Genomic DNA, 16,941 nt, shown 5'->3' with positions numbered 1-16,941 from the left:
GCCGGCGCCGGCGGCCGGACGAGCGAGGCCCGGCGGAACGTCACCAGGACGTTCCGCCGGGCCTCGCTCCGTGCTCAGGGCCGGTCGTCGCGGGTCACGTACCGTTCGCGCACCCGCCACTGCCCGTCCTCGACGACCAGCAGGTCCTCGCACACGCACATCAGCAGCAGCCGGGGGTCCTCGCCCCGGCGGGTCGCCACCACCTGCACGTACGAGCGCACCCGCACCGAGCCGTCCGGCGCCGGGTGCTCCACCGCCGCCGTGGACAGCACGTGCCGCCGGACCTCGCCCCCGGCAACCAGGGCCGCGTGCGCGGTGCGCACCCCGGCGGCCAGGGCGGCGCGGCCGCGGACCGGCTCGGGCAGCGACGGCGGCGCGAACAGGCCGTCCGCGGTGAAGGTGGCGGCCCACGCCTCGGCCTCGCCGGAGTCCAGCAGCTGCATCTGCCGGGCGTAGAAGTGCCCCAGGTCGGCGCAGAGCGCCGGGTACGCCTGCTGCGCCGGGCTGACGGTGTCCGTCATGGTTCTCCCTCCTCGCCCGCGGGATCGCGGGACGCTGCCCGGATGTTCGCGCCCGCGCTTGGAGCCGGGCTGGTGCCCGGGCCCGCCTCCGGCTCCAGCGCGGCTCCACCGTTGTTCCGGAGCCGGCCGGGAGGATCCGGAGCCCGACGCCGTGGCCGGCTCAGACCCGAGGCCCCGGCCAGAGGTTGCGGCCCCGAGGTTGCCGCCCCGAGGTTGCCGCCCCGACCCGATGGAGGTGCCCTGTGCGGCTCATCGACCTGTCCTCGCCGGTGGACGCCACGCTCTGGGAACCCGATCCCGTGGAGCACGAGGTCCTCACGCCCCGCGAGGGTGCCGTGCACATGAGCGAGGAGATGCGCACCCACTTCGGCATCGAGGTCGGCCCCGACGAACTGCCCGACGGTGAGTTCCTCTCCCTGGACCGCCTCACCCTCACCACCCACACCGGCACCCACGTGGACGCGCCCTCCCACTACGGATCGCGGGCCGGCTACGGCGACGGTGTGCCGCGGCACATCGACCGGATGCCGCTGGACTGGTTCCTGCGGCCCGGCCTGGTCCTCGACCTCACCGACGCGCCCACCGGCGTCATCGGCGCGGACCGGCTGGAGCGGGAGTTCGCCCGGATCGGCCGCCGCCCCGCTCCGCTGGACATCGTCCTGCTGCACACCGGGGCCCAGCGCCACCAGGGCACCCCGAAGTACTTCACCGAGTTCGCGGGCCTCGACGGGCCGGCCGTCCACCTGCTGCTGGACCTCGGCGTCCGGGTCATCGGCACGGACGCGTTCAGCCTGGACGCGCCGTTCGGCGACATCATCGCCCGCTACCGGGCCACCGGGGACCGCTCGGTGCTGTGGCCCGCGCACGTGATCGGCCGGGACCGCGAGTACTGCCAGATCGAGCGGCTCGCCAATCTGGAGGCGCTGCCCGGCCCGGACGGCTTCCGGGTCTCCTGCTTCCCCGTCAAGGTGGCCGGGGCCGGGGCCGGCTGGTCCCGCGCGGTGGCGATCGTCGACGAATGAGCGGCCGCCGCCCGTGACCGCACCCGCACGCCTACCCGCACCCGCACGTGTACCCGCACCCGCATCGAAGGAGTCCGATGTACGGTCAGGACCTGGCGGAGGTCTACGAACTGGTCTACCGCTCGCGCGGCAAGGACTGGGCCGCGGAGGCCGCCGAGATCACCCGCCTGATCCGGGAACGGCTGCCCGGGGCGGACTCCCTGCTGGACGTCGCCTGCGGCACCGGCGCCCACCTGGAGACCTTCGCCGGGCGCTTCGGCCACACCGAGGGCCTGGAACTCGCCCCGGCGATGCTGGAGCGCGCCACCCGCCGGCTCCCCGGGGTGCCGCTGCACCGGGGCGACATGCGCGCGTTCGACCTCGGGCGCCGCTTCGACGCGGTGGTCTGCCTCTTCACCGCCATCGGCTACCTGCCGAACCTGGCCGGCTTGCGGGCGGCGGCCGCCGCGATGGCCCGCCATCTGCGGCCCGGCGGGGTGCTGGTGGTCGAACCCTGGTGGTTCCCGGAACGGTTCCTCGACGGGTACGTGGCCGGTGACCTCGCCAGTGACGAGCGGCGCACCGTCGCCCGGATCTCGCACTCCACCCGACACGGCCGTACCACCCGCATGGAGGTCCGGTTCGTGGTCGGCGAGGCCGACGGCATCCGGGAGTTCACCGAGATCGACCTGCTCACCCTGTTCACGCAGGAGGAGTACCTGGCCGCGTTCGCGGACGCCGGCTGCCCGGCGGAGTACCTCCGGCCGGACTGGACGGCGCGGGGGCTGTTCGTCGCCCGCCGTGACTGACACCGGCGGCGGTGTCGAACCGGGTGCGAGACGGATGCGAGTGCCGTCGGCTGGGATCGGAGCCTGCCGGCGCCCGTCCGAGCCCGCCGGAGCTTGTCGGAGCCTGTCGAAGACGAAAGGAAGAGAGTTCCTGTGACCACTCGCGTATGGGGATATCTGGACGAGTACGCCGCGGAACGGGAGGACATCCTCGACGCGGTGGACACCGTCTTCGGCTCGGGCCGGCTGGTCCTCGCCGACGGCGTCCGGTCGTTCGAGGAGGAGTTCGCCGCCTGGCACGGCGTCCCGCACTGCGTCGGGGTGGACAACGGCACCAACGCCGTCAAGCTCGGCCTGGAGGCCCTCGGGGTGGGGCCCGGGGACGAGGTGATCACCGTCTCGAACACGGCCGCCCCGACCGTGGTCGCCATCGTCGGCACCGGGGCGACCCCGGTCTTCGTCGACGTGGGCGAGGACTACCTGATGGACGTCTCCCAGGTGGAGGCCGCCATCACCCCGCGGACCCGCTGCCTGCTGCCGGTCCACCTGTACGGCCAGTGCGTGGACATGGCGCCGCTGGAGGAACTCGCCGAGCGGTACGGCCTGGCCGTGCTGGAGGACTGCGCCCAGGCCCACGGCGCCCGTCATCACGGCCGCCCGGCCGGGACCATGGGCCGGGCCGCCGCCTTCTCCTTCTACCCGACGAAGGTCCTCGGCGCGTACGGCGACGGCGGCGCCGTCCTCACCTCCGACGCCGAGGTCGACGGCGCGCTGCGCCGGCTGCGCTACTACGGCATGGAGGAGCGGTACTACGTGACCGCTCTGCCCGGCCACAACAGCCGGCTGGACGAGGTCCAGGCCGAGATCCTGCGGCGCAAACTCCGACGCCTGGACAGCTATGTGACGGCTCGTCAGGACATTGCCCGACGCTACGCCGTGGGGCTCGCCGACACCGAGCTGGTCCTCCCGGAGACGGCCCCCGGCAACGAGCACGTGTACTACGTCCACGTGGTGCGCCACCCGCGCCGGGACGAGATCATCGAAGCGCTGCGGCCCCGGGGCATCGAACTCAACATCAGCTACCCGTGGCCGGTGCACACCATGACCGGCTTCGCCCACCTCGGTCACGGGGAGGGCTCGCTCCCCGTGACCGAGCGGCTGGCCGGTCAGATCTTCTCGTTGCCGATGTACCCCTCGCTGACCGCGGACGCCCAGGACCGGGTGATCGAGGCCCTGCGCGAGGTGCTCAAGGATCTGTCCTGACCGGCCGGTCCGTCCCGTCCGCCGCCGGCCGGGAGAGCCGGGCCGCGTAGAGCCCGTTCTCGCTCCGGCTCAGCGACCGCAGCGCGGTGGCGTGCGGGACGAAGTCCGGGTGCCCCACCGCACGTCGGAAGGAGTCCCGGTCCCGCCACACGGCGAGGTTCACGTAGCCGGCCGGGTCGTCCACCTCCCGCAGCAGGGTGTGCCGGACGAATCCCGGCTGCCGGGCCATGAAGGCGGAGGTGCGGTCGAAGACCTCCTCGAACTCCTCGGCCGGCCCGTGCACGGTGAACCGGTTGACGAACGTCACCTCGGCGCCGCCGGGTGCTTCGGGGGACACGTGCTCTTCGTTCGGCATGGCGGGATCGTCCTCGTCTCGTGTGGGCGGATCGGTGGGCGGGGTGTCCGGCACTCCGCCCGGGCGTCTGCGCGCGGCAGCCGCGGACGCGTGCCGCCGAGCCTGACGGCCGGCTGTGGAGGATGCCTCGACAGCCGCTGACCGCCGTCGCGGGCCCGGCGGGACCTGCCGGACGCGCCTCAGCGCACCGCCGCCTGCTGGACCAGCGGCCGGGCGACCAGCGCGTCCTCCCGCCGCTCCCGCGCGTAGGCGCGGGCCAGCCGGTCGAAGACGTAGCGGCCGATCCCGTCCCCGCACCGGTCGGTGGCCAGCAGGTGGTGGTCCGCCAGCTCCTCCAGGATGGTCTCCAGGTCCTGGGCAGGGCGGCACAGCAGCTCGGCGGCCCGGCTCGCGGTGAACGGCGTCTCGTCCACCTCGCTGAGCAGCCGGAAGACCTCCTGTTCCGCGCTGGTCAGCCCGTGGTAGCTCGCCTCGAACCGGGAGCGCACGTCCAGCTCGCCGAGCCGGGCCACGTCCAGGATCCGGGGCGTCGCCCCGAGCCGGTCGGCGAGCACCGCGAGCGAGAGGCCCGGCCCCGCCGCGAGCCGCCCGCCCACGCAGCGCAGGGCGAGGGGGTGACGGCCCAGCAACTCGACGATCCGCAGCGCGGCCTCCGGCTGCCGCTCGACGCGCTGGCGGCCGGCCAGGGCCGCCAGGATCTCCAGGGCCTCCTCCCGGGGCGGCGCGTGCAGTTCGACGTGCTCGGCCTCCACCAGGGCGGCCATCCGGCGGCGGCTGGTGACCAGCAGCGCGCAGCGCGGGTCGGCGGGCAGCAGGTGCCGGATCCGGGCCGAGGACTCGACATCGTCCAGCAGCACCAGAATGCGCCGCCCGGAGGTGCGGGAGCGGAACAGCGCCCCGCACTCCTCCAGGCTCTCCGGGATGCGTGAGGCCGGGACTTCGAGGGCCCGCAGGAAGCCGCGCAGCACCTCGGCGGGGTCGCGCGGCTCGGTGGAGGAGCCGCGAAGGTCCGCGTACAGCTGTCCGTCGGTGAAGCGGGTGCGGAGCATGTGGGCGAGGTGCACGGCCACCGCGCTCTTGCCGATCGCGGGCGATCCGCTGATCACGCCGATGCGGGCCGCGGTGCCGTGGGCCTCGGGGCCGTCCGGCTCGCGCAGCGCCGCCTCCAACTCCTTGAGGACGGCCTGCCGGCCGACGAACCCGGCCAGTCCGGCGGGCAGTTGGGCGGGTATCCCGATGGACTCCGGCGGCGCGAGGGGCGGCGCCGGGAAGACCACGGCGGGCGGCAGGAGGGTGGGGGAGGGGGCGGGCGCGGGCGCGGGCGTGCGCTCGCCGGCCGGGGCGAGGGCGGGCGCCACCGGTGCGGGCTGCGGGCCGCGCGGCTCCGGGGGTTCGGCGGGCGAGTCGGAGAGCAGGGTGTACTGGAGCCGGGCGAGGTCGCTGCCCGGTTCGAGCCCCAGCTCGTCGATCATCTTCTGGCGCAGGATCCGGTACACCTCCAGTGCCTCGTGCCGGCGGCCGGACCGGTGCAGGGCCACCATCAGCAGCCCGTGCAGGTGTTCGTGCAGCGGGTGGGCCAGGACCAGCGCCTTGAGCTCGCTGATGAGTTCGCGGTGCCGGCCGGTCTCCAGGTCGGCCTCGATCCGCAGTTCGAGGATGCGGAAGCGCAGTTCCTCCAGCCGGGTCACGTAGGAGAAGAGCCGTCCGCCGGTCTCGACGTCGGCGAGGGCGGGGCCCCGCCACAGGGCCAGGGCCCGCTCGAAGCTCTCCAACGCCGCCGTGGAGTCGTTCCGCAGGAGGAGCTCCTGGCCCCGCTCGGCCTCCCGCTCGAAGAGGCTGACGTCGAGGCTGTCCTCCGGGATGCTGAGGATGTAGCCGCCCGGCTGGGTCTGCAGGAGGTTCCCCAGGCCCTGCTTCAGTAGGAGCTTGCGGAACTTGTAGATGTACGTCTGGAGGGTGGTGACCGCGCTCGGGGGCGGGAGTTCGGGCCATAGCTCGTCGATCAGTTCGGGCGCCTGCACCACGGTGTCGTGCCGCAGTATCAGCAGGGATATGACCTGACGCGGCTTGGGCGCGGTCGGCATGATGTTGCGCCCCCGCCACAGGATCTCGACGGGGCCCAAAAGCCGGAACTCCAAGATGTTCCTCCTGTTCAGGTGGGTCCTGGCATCTTGTCGTGCTCGAAGCGGAGGGTTGGGGGCGCTCCGGATGAGATCGAGCACGCACCTCATCATCAGGTGATCGTCGTGACTTCACCGTAAGTCCTTGAATACACCTGGTCAATGACGGGCAGCGGGCCCGGAGGTGACGGGCGGAATCGCTGACAAAAGGGCTAGATGTCCCGTTTGTCTGGTTTGGTATTTCCTGTCGAAGGAAAAGTTCCCGTAAAGTCCAACCGATCAGGCGGTGGCGGATATTCGATCCGGCGGGCGCGCGGCCGCGGTCGCCGCTCGGTGCTCGCCAGCTCGTGGGTTCCGTCCTTCGGCAGGGGTCGACAGTTCGAACGCCGAGCGATCCCTTCCCGCCGCCACCGCCACGTCCGCCACCCGCCACGACCGGCGTGGGCACCGCCTTCCCGGCCCCGGGCCGCATCGCCGCGCAGGCGTAGTCTCCGGCCAACGGGCCTCGTGTGCCCGCCTGTTCGAGTGGTCCTCCAGCGGGATTCGAACGGGGGAGCGTCCCACCGGACGACCGGATCGGACGTCAGGGCCGCTTCCGGAGCCGCCGCCGGGCCCCCTGACGACCCTCCACGGGCCATTGAGCCGAATGCGAGCCGGTCCGCGCACGATCCCTCCGTGGACATTACCGCTGACGCCGGCCCGGAGATCCGCAGCGTCGGGACCGGAGCAGAGAATGCGGATGAACGACCGAAGGTAAAGGGAGGGGCGGAATGAGAGCGCCGGAGAATCGCCGCGCGGTCATCACCGGAATCGGGATCGTGGCACCTGGTGCGATCGGTGTGAAGCCGTTCTGGGAGCTGCTGACGTCCGGTCGGACCGCCACCCGCACCATCACCGCGTTCGACCCCTCGCCGTTCCGGTCCCGAATGGCGGCGGAATGCGATTTCGACCCGGCGGCGGAAGGGCTCACGCCCCGGCAGATCCGGCGGATGGACCGGGCCGCGCAATTCGCCGTCGTCGCCGCCCGCGAAGGAATCCAGGACAGCGGCATCGACCCGGATGCCCTGGACCGTTCCCGGGTCGGCGTCGTCATCGGCAGTGCCGTCGGCTGCACCACCAGTCTGGAGAACGAGTACGTCGTCGTCAGCGACAGCGGGAGCCGGTGGCTGGTCGACCACACCTACGCGGTGCCACACCTGTTCGACTACTTCGTCCCCAGTTCGATCGCCGCGGAGGTCGCGCACGACCGCATCGCGGCGGAGGGCCCCGTGTCCCTGGTGTCGACCGGCTGCACCTCCGGCCTGGACGCGGTCGGCCGGGCCGCCGACCTCATCGTGGACGGCACCGCCGACGTGATGGTGGCCGGCGCCACCGAGGCCCCCATCTCGCCCATCACCGTGGCCTGTTTCGACGCCATCAAGGCGACCAGCCCCTACAACGACCGGCCGGCCGAGGCGTCCCGGCCCTTCGACCGCACCCGGCGCGGCTTCGTCCTCGGCGAGGGCGCCGCGGTCTTCGTTCTGGAGGAGCGGGAGCACGCCCGCCGCCGGGGCGCCGAGGTCTACGCCGAGATCGCCGGGTTCGCGGCCCGCTGCAACGCCTTCCACATGACCGGACTGTCCCCCGACGGACGGGAGATGGCGGAGGCGATCCGGGCGGCACTGGCGGAGGCCCGGACCGACCCGTCGGAGATCGACTACGTCAACGCCCACGGCTCGGGCACCCGCCAGAACGACCGGCACGAGACCGCGGCCTTCAAGCTCAGCCTCGGCGAGCACGCCCGCCGCACCCCGGTCAGCAGCATCAAGTCCATGATCGGTCACTCGCTGGGCGCCATCGGCTCCCTGGAGATCGCCGCCTGCGCCCTCGCCATCCGGCACGGCGTGGTGCCGCCCACCGCCAACCTGCGCGAGCCCGACCCGGAGTGCGACCTCGACTACGTGCCGTTGGAGGCCCGTTCGGTGGCCGTGTCCGACGTCCTCACGGTCGGCAGCGGCTTCGGCGGCTTCCAGAGCGCCATGGTGCTGACCGAGCCCGGCAGCCGGGGACGGGCCGCCGCGTGAGCGGGGCCGACCCGGTCGTCACCGGGATGGGCGTGCTGGCCCCGACGGGCCTGGGCCGTGACGAGCACTGGACGAACACCCTGGACGGCGCCTCGGCGATCGGCCCTGTCACCCGCTTCGACGCCGACCGCTACCCCAGCCGGCTCGCCGGCGAGGTCCCCCGGTTCGTCCCGGAGGAGCACCTGTCCAGCCGGCTCCTGCCGCAGACCGACCACATGACCAGGATGGCGCTGGTCGCCTCCGACTGGGCGCTCGCCGACGCCGGGGTCGATCCGGCCGCCCTGCCCGAGTACGGGGTCGGAGTCGTCACCGCCGCCTCCGCGGGCGGGTTCGAGTTCGGCCACCGGGAGCTGGAGAACCTGTGGGGGCGCGGCCCCGAATACGTCAGCGCCTACCAGTCCTTCGCCTGGTTCTACGCCGTCAACACCGGACAGATCTCCATCCGGCACGGGCTGCGCGGCCCCGCCGGCGTGCTGGTCACCGAACAGGCCGGCGGCCTCGACGCCCTGGGCCAGGCCCGCCGCGACCTGCGCCGCGGCCAGCGGATGGTCCTCGCCGGCGCGGTGGACGGATCCCCCTGCCCCTGGGGCTGGGTGGCCCAGCTCAGCACCGCCCGGATGAGCCGGCGGACCGACCCCACCCGGGCCTACCGCCCCTTCGACCCCGAGGCCGACGGCTACGTGCCGGGCGAGGGCGGCGCGTTGCTCGTCCTGGAGCGCGAGGACGCGGCCCGCGCGCGGGGAGCCCTGGACGACGGCCGCTGGTACGGCCGGATCACCGGCTACGCGTCCACCTTCGACCCGCCGCCGGACTCCGGCCGGCGCGCGAACCTGCTGCGCGCCGCCCGAGCGGCCCTCGACGACGCCGGGCTGCGGCCCGGCGACATCAGCGTGGTCTTCGCCGACGCGGCCGGCACCCGGGCGGAGGACGCGGTCGAGGCCGAAGCCCTGCGCAGCCTCTTCGGCCCGTACGGCGTACCGGTCACCGCCCCCAAGACCATGACCGGGCGGCTGAGTTCGGGTGGCCCCGCGCTCGACGTGGCCACGGCGCTACTGGCCCTGCGCGACGGCGTCATCCCCCCGACCGTCAACGTCGCCCGGCCGCTGCCCGATCACACCCTCGACCTGGTGACGAGCCCGCGCCGGGGCCCGCTGAGTACGGCGCTGATCCTCGCCCGCGGACACGGCGGGTTCAACTCGGCTCTGGTCGTGGCCGGACCCGGCGGGCCCCCGTCCGATCCCACCCAACCGTGACCGGAGAAGAGACCACCATGACCCAGCTGACCACCGACCGGCTCCTGGCGATCCTGCACGAGTGCGCCGGCGAGGGTGACCCCCTGGAGCCCACCGACCAGCCCGAGGAGCTCGACTTCGCCGTCCTGGGCTACGACTCGCTGGCCCTGCTGGAGACGCTCAGCAGGCTGAAGCGCGAGTTCGGCATAGACACCGAGGAGGATGAGTTCGCCGCCGTCAGGACCCCCGCCGAGCTCACCACGCTCGTCAACCGCCTCCTGGCTCGGTCTCCCTCCGCCTGACGGCCCTCGCCACACCCGACGGCCGCACCCCCCGACGGTCATCGGCGGCGGCACCACCCCGCCCTGACAGCACGCCGGGCGGCGCGGTGCCCCGACAAGACCGAACTGGACACCCGATCGGCGCCGGGCCAGGGACTTCGCTGCGGCGGGAGCAACGGCGGTGTGAACGACCCGGCGTGATTCTCCGGGGCGTGGACGGAGGCACCGGCTCGGTCCCTCGCCCGCTCGATGTGGACCTGTTGGCCTGGCGGCGATGTCGAGAGTTGTCGAAAGCAGGTCGATTCGTTCATTGCCCCAACAGCTCAACCACGTCACCCAGGCCATGAGAGACCTGCGTGAGGAGAAGCGCCGCAACCTGTTCGACTACCCCGGCGGCGACGACGAATACTCCGAAGCCCTCGAAGTCCTCGTCGACGAACGCCGCCGCCTCGCCGCCCTCCCACAACACCCCGCCAAGTGGGTCGACGTCGAAACCGGCCAGACCTTCGCCGACGCCTGGAACCAGGCCGACCAGGAACACCGCCGCCAGCTCCACCTCGGTCTCAAAGCCCGTCTCCACATGACACCCGACACTGAAGGCTGGTACCTACCCGCCGAACTCGAAGCACGCGTAGGGCAGCTGGAACGTGCTGGAAGCTCGGCGTAGTTCGCGAAGCGGACGAGCAACTGGCGGCCGTCATCGACAGGTTTGACGAGCCGATTCCGCGTGGGGGAGCGGCTTCGGGCGGATCTGGCGGTAGTTCGGGCCGAGATCACCGAGCTGCGAGAGGAGAACGAACGCCGAACTCAAGGGGCGTCTCGGGATGAACTCGACGGACTCCCCGACGCCGCTGTCCAGCGGCGGTCTGGTCAAGGAGAGGGCGCTGCGCAGACGGTCCGGGCTCGGGCCGGGCAAGCCCAAGGGAACTGCTCCGGGTCGCCGAGCCGGACGACACCAAGGTCCATGTCCCAGTCGCGTGCGCGTCCTACGCGGCCGACCTCTTTGGGGCATCCGTGCGTTCACGGTGGCCGGCGCCCCGACCGCATCGCAGTCGGGGCCTTCGTCATGCACGGGTATCAGTCAAGTCCTGGTCTCACTTGCTTCGGTCGGACGGTCACCAGATGACCGCGCCGATCCGCCGTACGGCCTCTTCGATCGACGCGGTGTCCGCGCACACGGTCAGCCGTACGTAGCCTTCGCCGCCCGGCCCGAACCCTGTGGCCGGGATGCCAAGCACCGCCGCGTCCTCCAGCAGCCGCTTCGCGAACGCCTCGCTGCTGTAGCCCGGCGGGCAGCGCACGAGGCAGTAGAAGGTGGCGTCGGGTCGTAGGACGTCGAGGCCGGCCCGTTCGAGGCCGTCGCACAGTAGGTGCATCCGGGTACGGTAGGTGTTCCGCAGGTGCTCGGGGTATCCGGCGGTGTCGCCCAGGGCAGCGACGGCGGCGTGCTGGATCGCCGCGAACGTACCGGAATCGGTGTGCGTCTTGACCGTACGTAGGGCATTGACGGCCGACGCGTTGCCTGCTGCGAAGCCCACCCGCCAGCCCGGCATGTTGTACGCCTTGGACAGCGAGTGGAATTCGATAGAAGCGTGCCCATGTCTCGTACACCGGATAGGCCGGGTCGGGCACCAGCACCACGTCACCCGGGTTCACATAGGCCAGCGCGAGGTGCGCCATAGCCTCCTTGCTGCCGAGCGTGACGAGTACTTCCGAGTCCGGGTCCGCCCGCACGGAGAAGCGCCGTGCCAGGAAGGCGGCGGCCGCTTCTCGTAGCTAGGCCGTGCCGCTATAGGGCGGGTAGCGGTGCAGCTCCGGGTCCTGTACGGACCTGCGCATCGCCTCCACGATGTGCGGTGGGGTGGGCAGGTCGCAGTCGCCCACCCCCAACGGGACGGGGGCCACACCGGCTTGGTCCGCGAGTGCCCGTACCCGGTCGATGAACGAGAACAGGTAGTCGTCTGTGAGCAGTAGACGTGCGGCAGGTTGTGGCACCCAACTCCCCTTTTCTCGCAGCGTGTTGTGGCCGGTTGGTCGCCTGGCCCGGTTCAGGCGTCTTCTGCGGGCGAGATGAGCGGGAATCCCGACACGTCTTCTGCTCGGCGTGACACGTGCAGTGTGGTGTGGAAGTAGCCCTCGCTCTCCTTGCCCCGAGGGTCCTCCCCGGCCGCGGTCACCGCTTCGACGGCGTACTGCTGCTCACGCGCACTGGTGAAGCGGCGTTGCGGAAAGGTGTGCGCAGGGTCCTTCTGGGTGATCAAGCCGTACGGAGCCAGCCCCTCGGCGATCTCCTGGTACGAGCCCGTGCGCAGCACGAACGCGGCGACCCACACAGGGCCGTCGGCGTTGGCCAGGAGCGGCTGGAAGGTGCGCGGGGTGAGGAAGCTGGCCCCGCCCGTGATGGTGATCAGGTCCGTGTTCCGCACGGCCCCGAGCAGTGCGGCCGAGGGCGGCGCGGTCTCCAGGTTCTCGTCGAAGGCGTCGTCCAGGATGCCGACGGCACGCGCGTACGAGACCGCGTTCGTGGCGATGTCGAGCCCGATCACGCGGGCGGCGTCCGGGCGTCGGTGGGCCGCGTAGTAGGACCGGTCCCATGCGGTCAGCTCGGCGGTCGTGAGCGCCGCCGCCTGCGGGGACGTGTAGTGGGCGTACAGGTCGTCCAGGGTCAGGTCGTGGTTGAGCAGCGCGGCGTTGATGCCGTAGGAGCAGCAGATGTCCAGTACGGTGACCGGCCGCCCGGCGCGAAGTCGCTGCCCGAGGGCTGCGGTCATCCGGCGGAAGACGCCCTGCGCGTGGTGCGGCGTCTGGTACTCCAGGGGCCTGAACGTCCGGAAGAAGGCCCGGGGGTCCGGCTGGTCGTACACGTCGTCGAACGGAGTCCGGCCCCCGAGGCCGGGCGTGGCCGGTGTGCCTGCCTCGGCGGTCGTGGGCTCCGCCGGGTCGGCGTCCTGCGCATGCGTCATACCGCACGCCTCCTCGTCACGGGTCTTGCCGACCGTCCCGCCAGTATTGGTGCTTTACCGTGCCGATAGGAACAGAGCGCGGAGGAAATCAGCCATGTGAGCGGCTCCGCCAAAGGTCAGGACGCTCCTGATCACCCGGATGCTCGGACGGACATGTGGAGCGGCGTCCTCGATGTCCATGACGAGGTTCTTTGCGGTCTGGGCCACCCAGGCCGCGGTCGGGTGGGTGGTTGCGCCCAGGATCCGGATCCGGCGGTTGGCGTGCTCGATCGCGGTGAATACGCACAAGCGGTCCCGGACAGCGTGACAGTCTCGAAGAAGTCGCAGGCCAGCAGTGCATCGGCCTGGGAACGCAGGAAGTCGGCCCAGGTGCACCCCGAGCACGAGCGGCTCATCATGCAGGCGCCGGTAGCACCAGTCGGGATCCACGAAAGCGTCACCGGTCTTCGGCTCACCAGGTCACCGGCAGGGTGTGCAGGCCCACGAGGTTCTCGTTGTCCTTGAACGACAGCTCCGCCGCCGGCACCGCGAGCCGCAGCGCGGGGATTCGGCAGAAGAGGGTGCCGAGGGCCACCTGCAGTTCGACGTGGGCCAATGCGCTGCCCAGGCAGTGGTGCGGCCCATGGCCGAGCGCCAGGTTCGGCGACGGCGGCCGGCCGAGGTCGAGCCGGTCCGGGGCAGGGAAGACCGACGGGTCCCGATTGGCGGCGTCCAGTTGGATCAGCACTCCTTCACCGGCCCGGACCGGGGTGACGCCGATGACGATGTCCTCGGTCGCGACGCGAGTCATGCCGTTGTGAGCGACCGTCGTGTAGCGGAGCAGTTCCATCACGGCCTCGGCGATGTCCTCCGTGGCACGGAAGGCGGCCAGTTGCTCCGGATGCGCGAACAGCGCCGCCACAGCGGTGGCGATCGTGTACGCGGGCGTGCCGTGGCCCGCGTGGAACAGCAACTGCGTGGTCGCCACGGCATCCTGGTGGCTCAGCTCTCCGGACCGAATCCGCTCGACCATCACCCGGCCCACCACGCCCCTTCCCGGAGAGCGCAGTTGTGCCTCCACCAAGCGATGGAAATAGCTCTCCAGCGCGTCCAGCGCCCGGGATGCCTCGTCCGGCCGCGCGGTGCGCGACGCCACGGTGCGGCACAGTGCGTGCAGCACTTGGCGGTCCTCCTCGGCGTCCACCCCGAGGACCTCGCAGATGACGCCGATCGCGACCGGCGTCGCGAAGGCGGCCACGAGGTCGGCCGGACGAGGGCCCGCGAGCATGGCGTCGATGGCGTCGTCGACGATGCCCTGCACCCGGGGGCGCAGCGCCTCCATCTTCCTCGGGGTGAACTCCCGCATCAGCATCGCCCGCTGGGCCCGGTGTACCTCGTCCTCCCGCAGCGGGTACGGCAGCACGCGCTCCAGTTTGGCCGCGGAGGACGCCGAGGAGTGCGGAAACCCGGGGAGCCGGGCGTCCCCGCTGAGCCGGGACCCCCGGCTCCTTCGGCATGCCGGTGCCCAGGGCAGCCAGTGCCTCTGGTCCATGTACCGCCCGATCCGCGCCTGCGGCTGACCCTGCTGCTCGGCTTCGGCTTCGGCTTCCTCGCCCTGGTCGGTGCCACCGCCGGCGAAGCCACCCAGGCGGTCGGCTCCCTGCTGCTCCTCGGCCTGCTCGCCGCACCGGCCGGCGCCGCAATCCGCCTGACCGACCGCCCCTTCCACGCCCTCGCACTTTCTGCTGGCCTCGCGGTCGCCGAGATGTGGGGCGGCCTGCTGCTCAGCGCCGAAGCCCCCAAGCTCCCGCCGAGCTTCGCCATCATGGCCACCGCCACCGCCCCGGCGCCGACCACCGCCACTACCTGATCTGCCGCCAGTGCGGGATCAGCGTCCCTGTGGATGCTCAACGCAGTCCAAGGCGGCGGTGGCTACCGGGTCGATCCGGACACGGTGTTCCGGTCGTCAGTGCGGTTCCTGGGCTGGCGAGTTTGCGGGGTCGCCTGCCGAGGTTCCTGCGGTGAAGGTCCTGCGATAGGCATCCGGAGTGGTGCCGAGCGCGTCGTGGAAGTGACGGCGCAGAGCCACTGAGGTGCCGAACCCGCCCAGCGCGGCAATGCGCTCGATCGTGAAATCGGTCGTCTCCAGTAGTTGTTGGGCCCGCCGGACGCGTTGACTGTTCAGCCATTCCAACGGCCTTGCACCAGTACGCTTCACGAAGTGCCGGTGCAGGGTGCGCACGCTCACCCGCGCGTGCTGTGCCAGTTGCTCGACCGTGAGCGCCTCGGCAAGGTGCTCCAGCGCCCACTGCAACGTGGCACCGAAATCATCGCTGCCCTGCGGTGCCGGAACAGGGTCGATGTACTGCCGCTGGTTGCCTTCTCTCTGCGGCGGCGCAACCAAGCGTCTCGCCACCTGGTTGGCGACGTGTGCGCCGTAGTCTTTCCGCACCAGGTGCAGGCACAGGTCGATACCCGCGGATTTCCCAGCCGACGTCAGGACGTCACCGTGGTCGATGTACAACGGCGCCGGATCGACGACGATCTGCGGATGCCGTTCGGCCAGCGCCGGCGCGTGCACCCAGTGCGTCGCGGCGCGGCGCCCGTCGAGCAGTCCCGCTGCGGCGATGACGAATGCACCGGTGCAGATCGAGGCGATCCGCGCGCCTCGTCGCGCCGCCTCTCGCACAGCGTCCACTAGACCGGGTGCGGGAGTAAGTGCCGCGTCATGGCATGCCGGGATGATGACAGTGTCTGCGGCAATCATGTCGTTGTAGGTGTACGGAGTCGAGGCCGTGAACCATTCATCGATGCGGGCGCTGGACGGGCTGCACACCTTGAACGTGTACCAGTCGGTTCCGGTCAGATCGCTGCGGTCGGTGCCGAAGATCGCGCAGGGAGCCGCCAGTTCGAAGATTGGAACGCCGTCGCTGAGTGCCAACGCCACCACATGAGGCATGTCCGAAATTGTAACAGCAGTGACACATCGGTCACTGTTGCGCGACGCGGATCCTAGCGACCGTGGACGCATGACCGAAAAAGAGCACTGTCCCCGCCCGTTGCGCGACGGTCCGGCCCAAGCGGCACGAGATCGCCGCTGCGACGTCACCGATCCAGACGCGCAGGTCGCGCTGTCGGCCGCGCGCGAGCGGAGGGGCGGACCGGCCGGCGCGGCAGTGATCTTCATGTCGGCGGCGGCGGCGCTGGGAACCTCCACCATCTACGTACTGCAGCCCTCGGTCGCGCAGGTCGCAGGCTCGCTCGGGTCGCGGATCGCCGAAGTCGGCCTCGCACTGGCCCTGGGCCCGATCGGCTACATGATCGGCCTGGCCGTACTGGTTCCGCTCGTGGACCGCTACCCACCCAACCAGGTCATGGCTGTCCAGTTCGCTGTGCTCGGCACCGCACTCGGGTTCAGCGCCCTCGTCCGAGGCATCCCGTCACTCGGCGCGTTGGCCGCTGTGACTGGCGCCTTCTCTGTGGTCGGTGCGGGCATGAGCTCCATCGCCGGACGGCTGGCACAGCCTCACCGGCGCGCTACCACGCTGGGAATCGTCACGTCCGGAATCTCAGCCGGGATTCTGTCCGGGCGCATCGTCGGTGGACTCCTCACCGACCACTTCGGATGGCGCGGCATGCTCTGGATGTTCGCCGCTGGGTGTGCCGTATGCGCGCTCTGCTGCCTGCTCGTGCTGCCAAACGCGCGCAACGCGGCAACCGGAGGCCTGTTCAACAGCCTTCGTTCCCTACCTGGGCTCTTCGTCCGGTACCGGGTCCTGAGGCTCGCCGCACTGCGGGGCGCGCTGTGGTTCTTCGGATTCTGCACCGTCTGGGCAGGCCTGGCAGCCGCGCTCTCCCAACCACCCTTCACGTACTCGCCCGAGCGGATCGGCGTATACGGGCTCGCTGGGTTGTCCGGGATCGCCGCTACCCAGATCGCTGGCCGATCCACTGACCGCATCGGTGCCCGAAAGGTCATCCTCGTCGGCCTACTCCTGGCATCTACCGCTGCGCTGGCGAGCTCGTTCACCCTCCACAGCGTGATCGCCACACTGGCCTGCCTGGCACTCTTCGATGCCGGCCTGTTCGCAGCACAGGTCGCCAACCAAAGCACCGTCCTGGCGATCGACCCCACCGCACCCGCTCGATACAACAGCGGATACATGGTGGTCTACTTCATCGGCGGAAGCCTCGGCACAGCACTCGGCCCCACTGTCGTCACAAGGTTCGGCTGGTCAGCAGCCACGCTCGCCGCCACGGCTGCCTTCCTGGCTGCCACAGCCCTGACCCTCGCGAATCGACCTGACCAGACGCCGTCTGCCAACCCCGTCACCGGACACCAGCGGGTGTGACGCGTCGATACGGGGAGAGCGGT

At 71.3% G+C, this 16,941-nt stretch carries 17 protein-coding genes and 1 pseudogene; 8 read left to right on the top strand and 10 right to left on the bottom strand.

What is annotated here, in order from left to right; all coding sequences use genetic code 11:
• Nucleotides 1-74 precede the first annotated feature (74 nt).
• A complete protein-coding gene (locus RZ50_RS10130; protein ID WP_196952150.1) occupies nt 75-521 on the bottom strand; it encodes a nuclear transport factor 2 family protein in 447 nt (148 codons plus the stop codon).
• 242 nt (nt 522-763) lie between these two features.
• Between RZ50_RS10130 and RZ50_RS10125 the strand changes: the two genes are divergently transcribed.
• The 3 genes from RZ50_RS10125 (at nt 764) to RZ50_RS10115 (ending at nt 3,573) form a co-directional block, all read left to right on the top strand.
• On the top strand, nt 764-1,543 hold the full coding sequence (locus tag RZ50_RS10125; protein WP_196952149.1) for a cyclase family protein: 780 nt from the start codon (nt 764-766) through the stop codon (nt 1,541-1,543).
• Nucleotides 1,544-1,620: 77 nt separating this feature from the next.
• Entirely contained in the window at nt 1,621-2,331 is a 711-nt protein-coding gene (locus tag RZ50_RS10120) for a trans-aconitate 2-methyltransferase (RefSeq protein ID WP_196952148.1), read from the top strand.
• 132 nt (nt 2,332-2,463) lie between these two features.
• Entirely contained in the window at nt 2,464-3,573 is a 1,110-nt protein-coding gene (locus tag RZ50_RS10115) for a DegT/DnrJ/EryC1/StrS aminotransferase family protein (RefSeq protein ID WP_196952147.1), read from the top strand.
• On the opposite strand, the gene RZ50_RS10110 is transcribed toward RZ50_RS10115, so the two are convergent.
• Together RZ50_RS10110 and RZ50_RS10105 are read right to left on the bottom strand one after the other, a co-directional pair.
• Nucleotides 3,557-3,928, bottom strand: coding sequence for an antibiotic biosynthesis monooxygenase (locus RZ50_RS10110; RefSeq protein WP_196952146.1), 372 nt, complete (start codon nt 3,926-3,928; stop codon nt 3,557-3,559). The two genes, RZ50_RS10115 and RZ50_RS10110, sit on opposite strands and share 17 nt — an antisense overlap.
• A 179-nt stretch (nt 3,929-4,107) precedes the next feature.
• Nucleotides 4,108-6,066 carry an AfsR/SARP family transcriptional regulator gene (locus RZ50_RS10105; protein WP_196952145.1) on the bottom strand — a complete coding sequence of 653 codons (1,959 nt, stop codon included), beginning with the start codon at nt 6,064-6,066 and terminating at the stop codon, nt 4,108-4,110.
• A 752-nt stretch (nt 6,067-6,818) separates the two neighbouring features.
• Here RZ50_RS10105 and RZ50_RS10100 point away from each other — a divergent pair.
• From RZ50_RS10100 to RZ50_RS10090, 3 genes are read left to right on the top strand one after another with little or no spacing between them, the layout of a single operon-like run.
• Nucleotides 6,819-8,111, top strand: coding sequence for a beta-ketoacyl synthase (locus RZ50_RS10100; RefSeq protein WP_196952144.1), 1,293 nt, complete (start codon nt 6,819-6,821; stop codon nt 8,109-8,111).
• Between the two features lie 26 nt (nt 8,112-8,137).
• Nucleotides 8,138-9,364, top strand: coding sequence for a ketosynthase chain-length factor (locus RZ50_RS10095; protein ID WP_196952154.1), 1,227 nt, complete (start codon nt 8,138-8,140; stop codon nt 9,362-9,364).
• Nucleotides 9,365-9,381: 17 nt separating this feature from the next.
• Nucleotides 9,382-9,645, top strand: a complete 264-nt coding sequence (locus tag RZ50_RS10090) for an acyl carrier protein (RefSeq protein ID WP_196952143.1) — start codon at nt 9,382-9,384, stop codon at nt 9,643-9,645.
• A 286-nt stretch (nt 9,646-9,931) separates the two neighbouring features.
• Here the strand turns inward: RZ50_RS10090 and RZ50_RS10085 are convergent, their stop codons facing one another.
• The 6 genes and pseudogenes from RZ50_RS10085 to RZ50_RS10065 form a co-directional block, all read right to left on the bottom strand.
• Entirely contained in the window at nt 9,932-10,204 is a 273-nt protein-coding gene (locus tag RZ50_RS10085) for a hypothetical protein (protein WP_196952142.1), read from the bottom strand.
• 535 nt (nt 10,205-10,739) lie between these two features.
• Nucleotides 10,740-11,270 (bottom strand): aminotransferase class I/II-fold pyridoxal phosphate-dependent enzyme, encoded by a 531-nt coding sequence (locus RZ50_RS10080; protein ID WP_308271574.1) that lies wholly within the window; start codon nt 11,268-11,270, stop codon nt 10,740-10,742.
• A pseudogene (locus tag RZ50_RS30325) lies at nt 11,223-11,388 on the bottom strand (aminotransferase class I/II-fold pyridoxal phosphate-dependent enzyme); the annotation flags it as partial. The pseudogene RZ50_RS30325 and the gene RZ50_RS10080, both read right to left, overlap by 48 nt.
• Before the next feature lie 12 nt (nt 11,389-11,400).
• A complete protein-coding gene (locus RZ50_RS10075) occupies nt 11,401-11,619 on the bottom strand; it encodes a hypothetical protein (protein WP_217680438.1) in 219 nt (72 codons plus the stop codon).
• Between the two features lie 53 nt (nt 11,620-11,672).
• Nucleotides 11,673-12,587, bottom strand: coding sequence for a hypothetical protein (locus RZ50_RS10070; protein WP_254802439.1), 915 nt, complete (start codon nt 12,585-12,587; stop codon nt 11,673-11,675).
• A gap of 451 nt (nt 12,588-13,038) precedes the next feature.
• Nucleotides 13,039-13,989: a cytochrome P450 gene (locus tag RZ50_RS10065; RefSeq protein ID WP_196952140.1), complete on the bottom strand. Its 951-nt coding sequence runs from the start codon at nt 13,987-13,989 to the stop codon at nt 13,039-13,041.
• Between the two features lie 114 nt (nt 13,990-14,103).
• Between RZ50_RS10065 and RZ50_RS10060 the strand changes: the two genes are divergently transcribed.
• Nucleotides 14,104-14,436, top strand: a complete 333-nt coding sequence (locus RZ50_RS10060; protein ID WP_308271573.1) for a metal ABC transporter permease — start codon at nt 14,104-14,106, stop codon at nt 14,434-14,436.
• A 96-nt stretch (nt 14,437-14,532) separates the two neighbouring features.
• Here RZ50_RS10060 and RZ50_RS10055 read toward each other — a convergent pair whose 3' ends face one another.
• Nucleotides 14,533-15,525: a GlxA family transcriptional regulator gene (locus tag RZ50_RS10055; RefSeq protein ID WP_196952139.1), complete on the bottom strand. Its 993-nt coding sequence runs from the start codon at nt 15,523-15,525 to the stop codon at nt 14,533-14,535.
• A gap of 70 nt (nt 15,526-15,595) precedes the next feature.
• On the opposite strand from RZ50_RS10055, the gene RZ50_RS10050 reads away from it, so the two are divergent.
• A complete protein-coding gene (locus RZ50_RS10050; RefSeq protein WP_196952138.1) occupies nt 15,596-16,918 on the top strand; it encodes an MFS transporter in 1,323 nt (440 codons plus the stop codon).
• Nucleotides 16,919-16,941 lie beyond the last annotated feature (23 nt).

Origin of the sequence: Kitasatospora sp. SUK 42 (assembly GCF_015776785.2) — a bacterium.
Classification (GTDB): domain Bacteria; phylum Actinomycetota; class Actinomycetes; order Streptomycetales; family Streptomycetaceae; genus Kitasatospora.
This window is presented reverse-complemented; position numbering and strand designations above follow the sequence as displayed.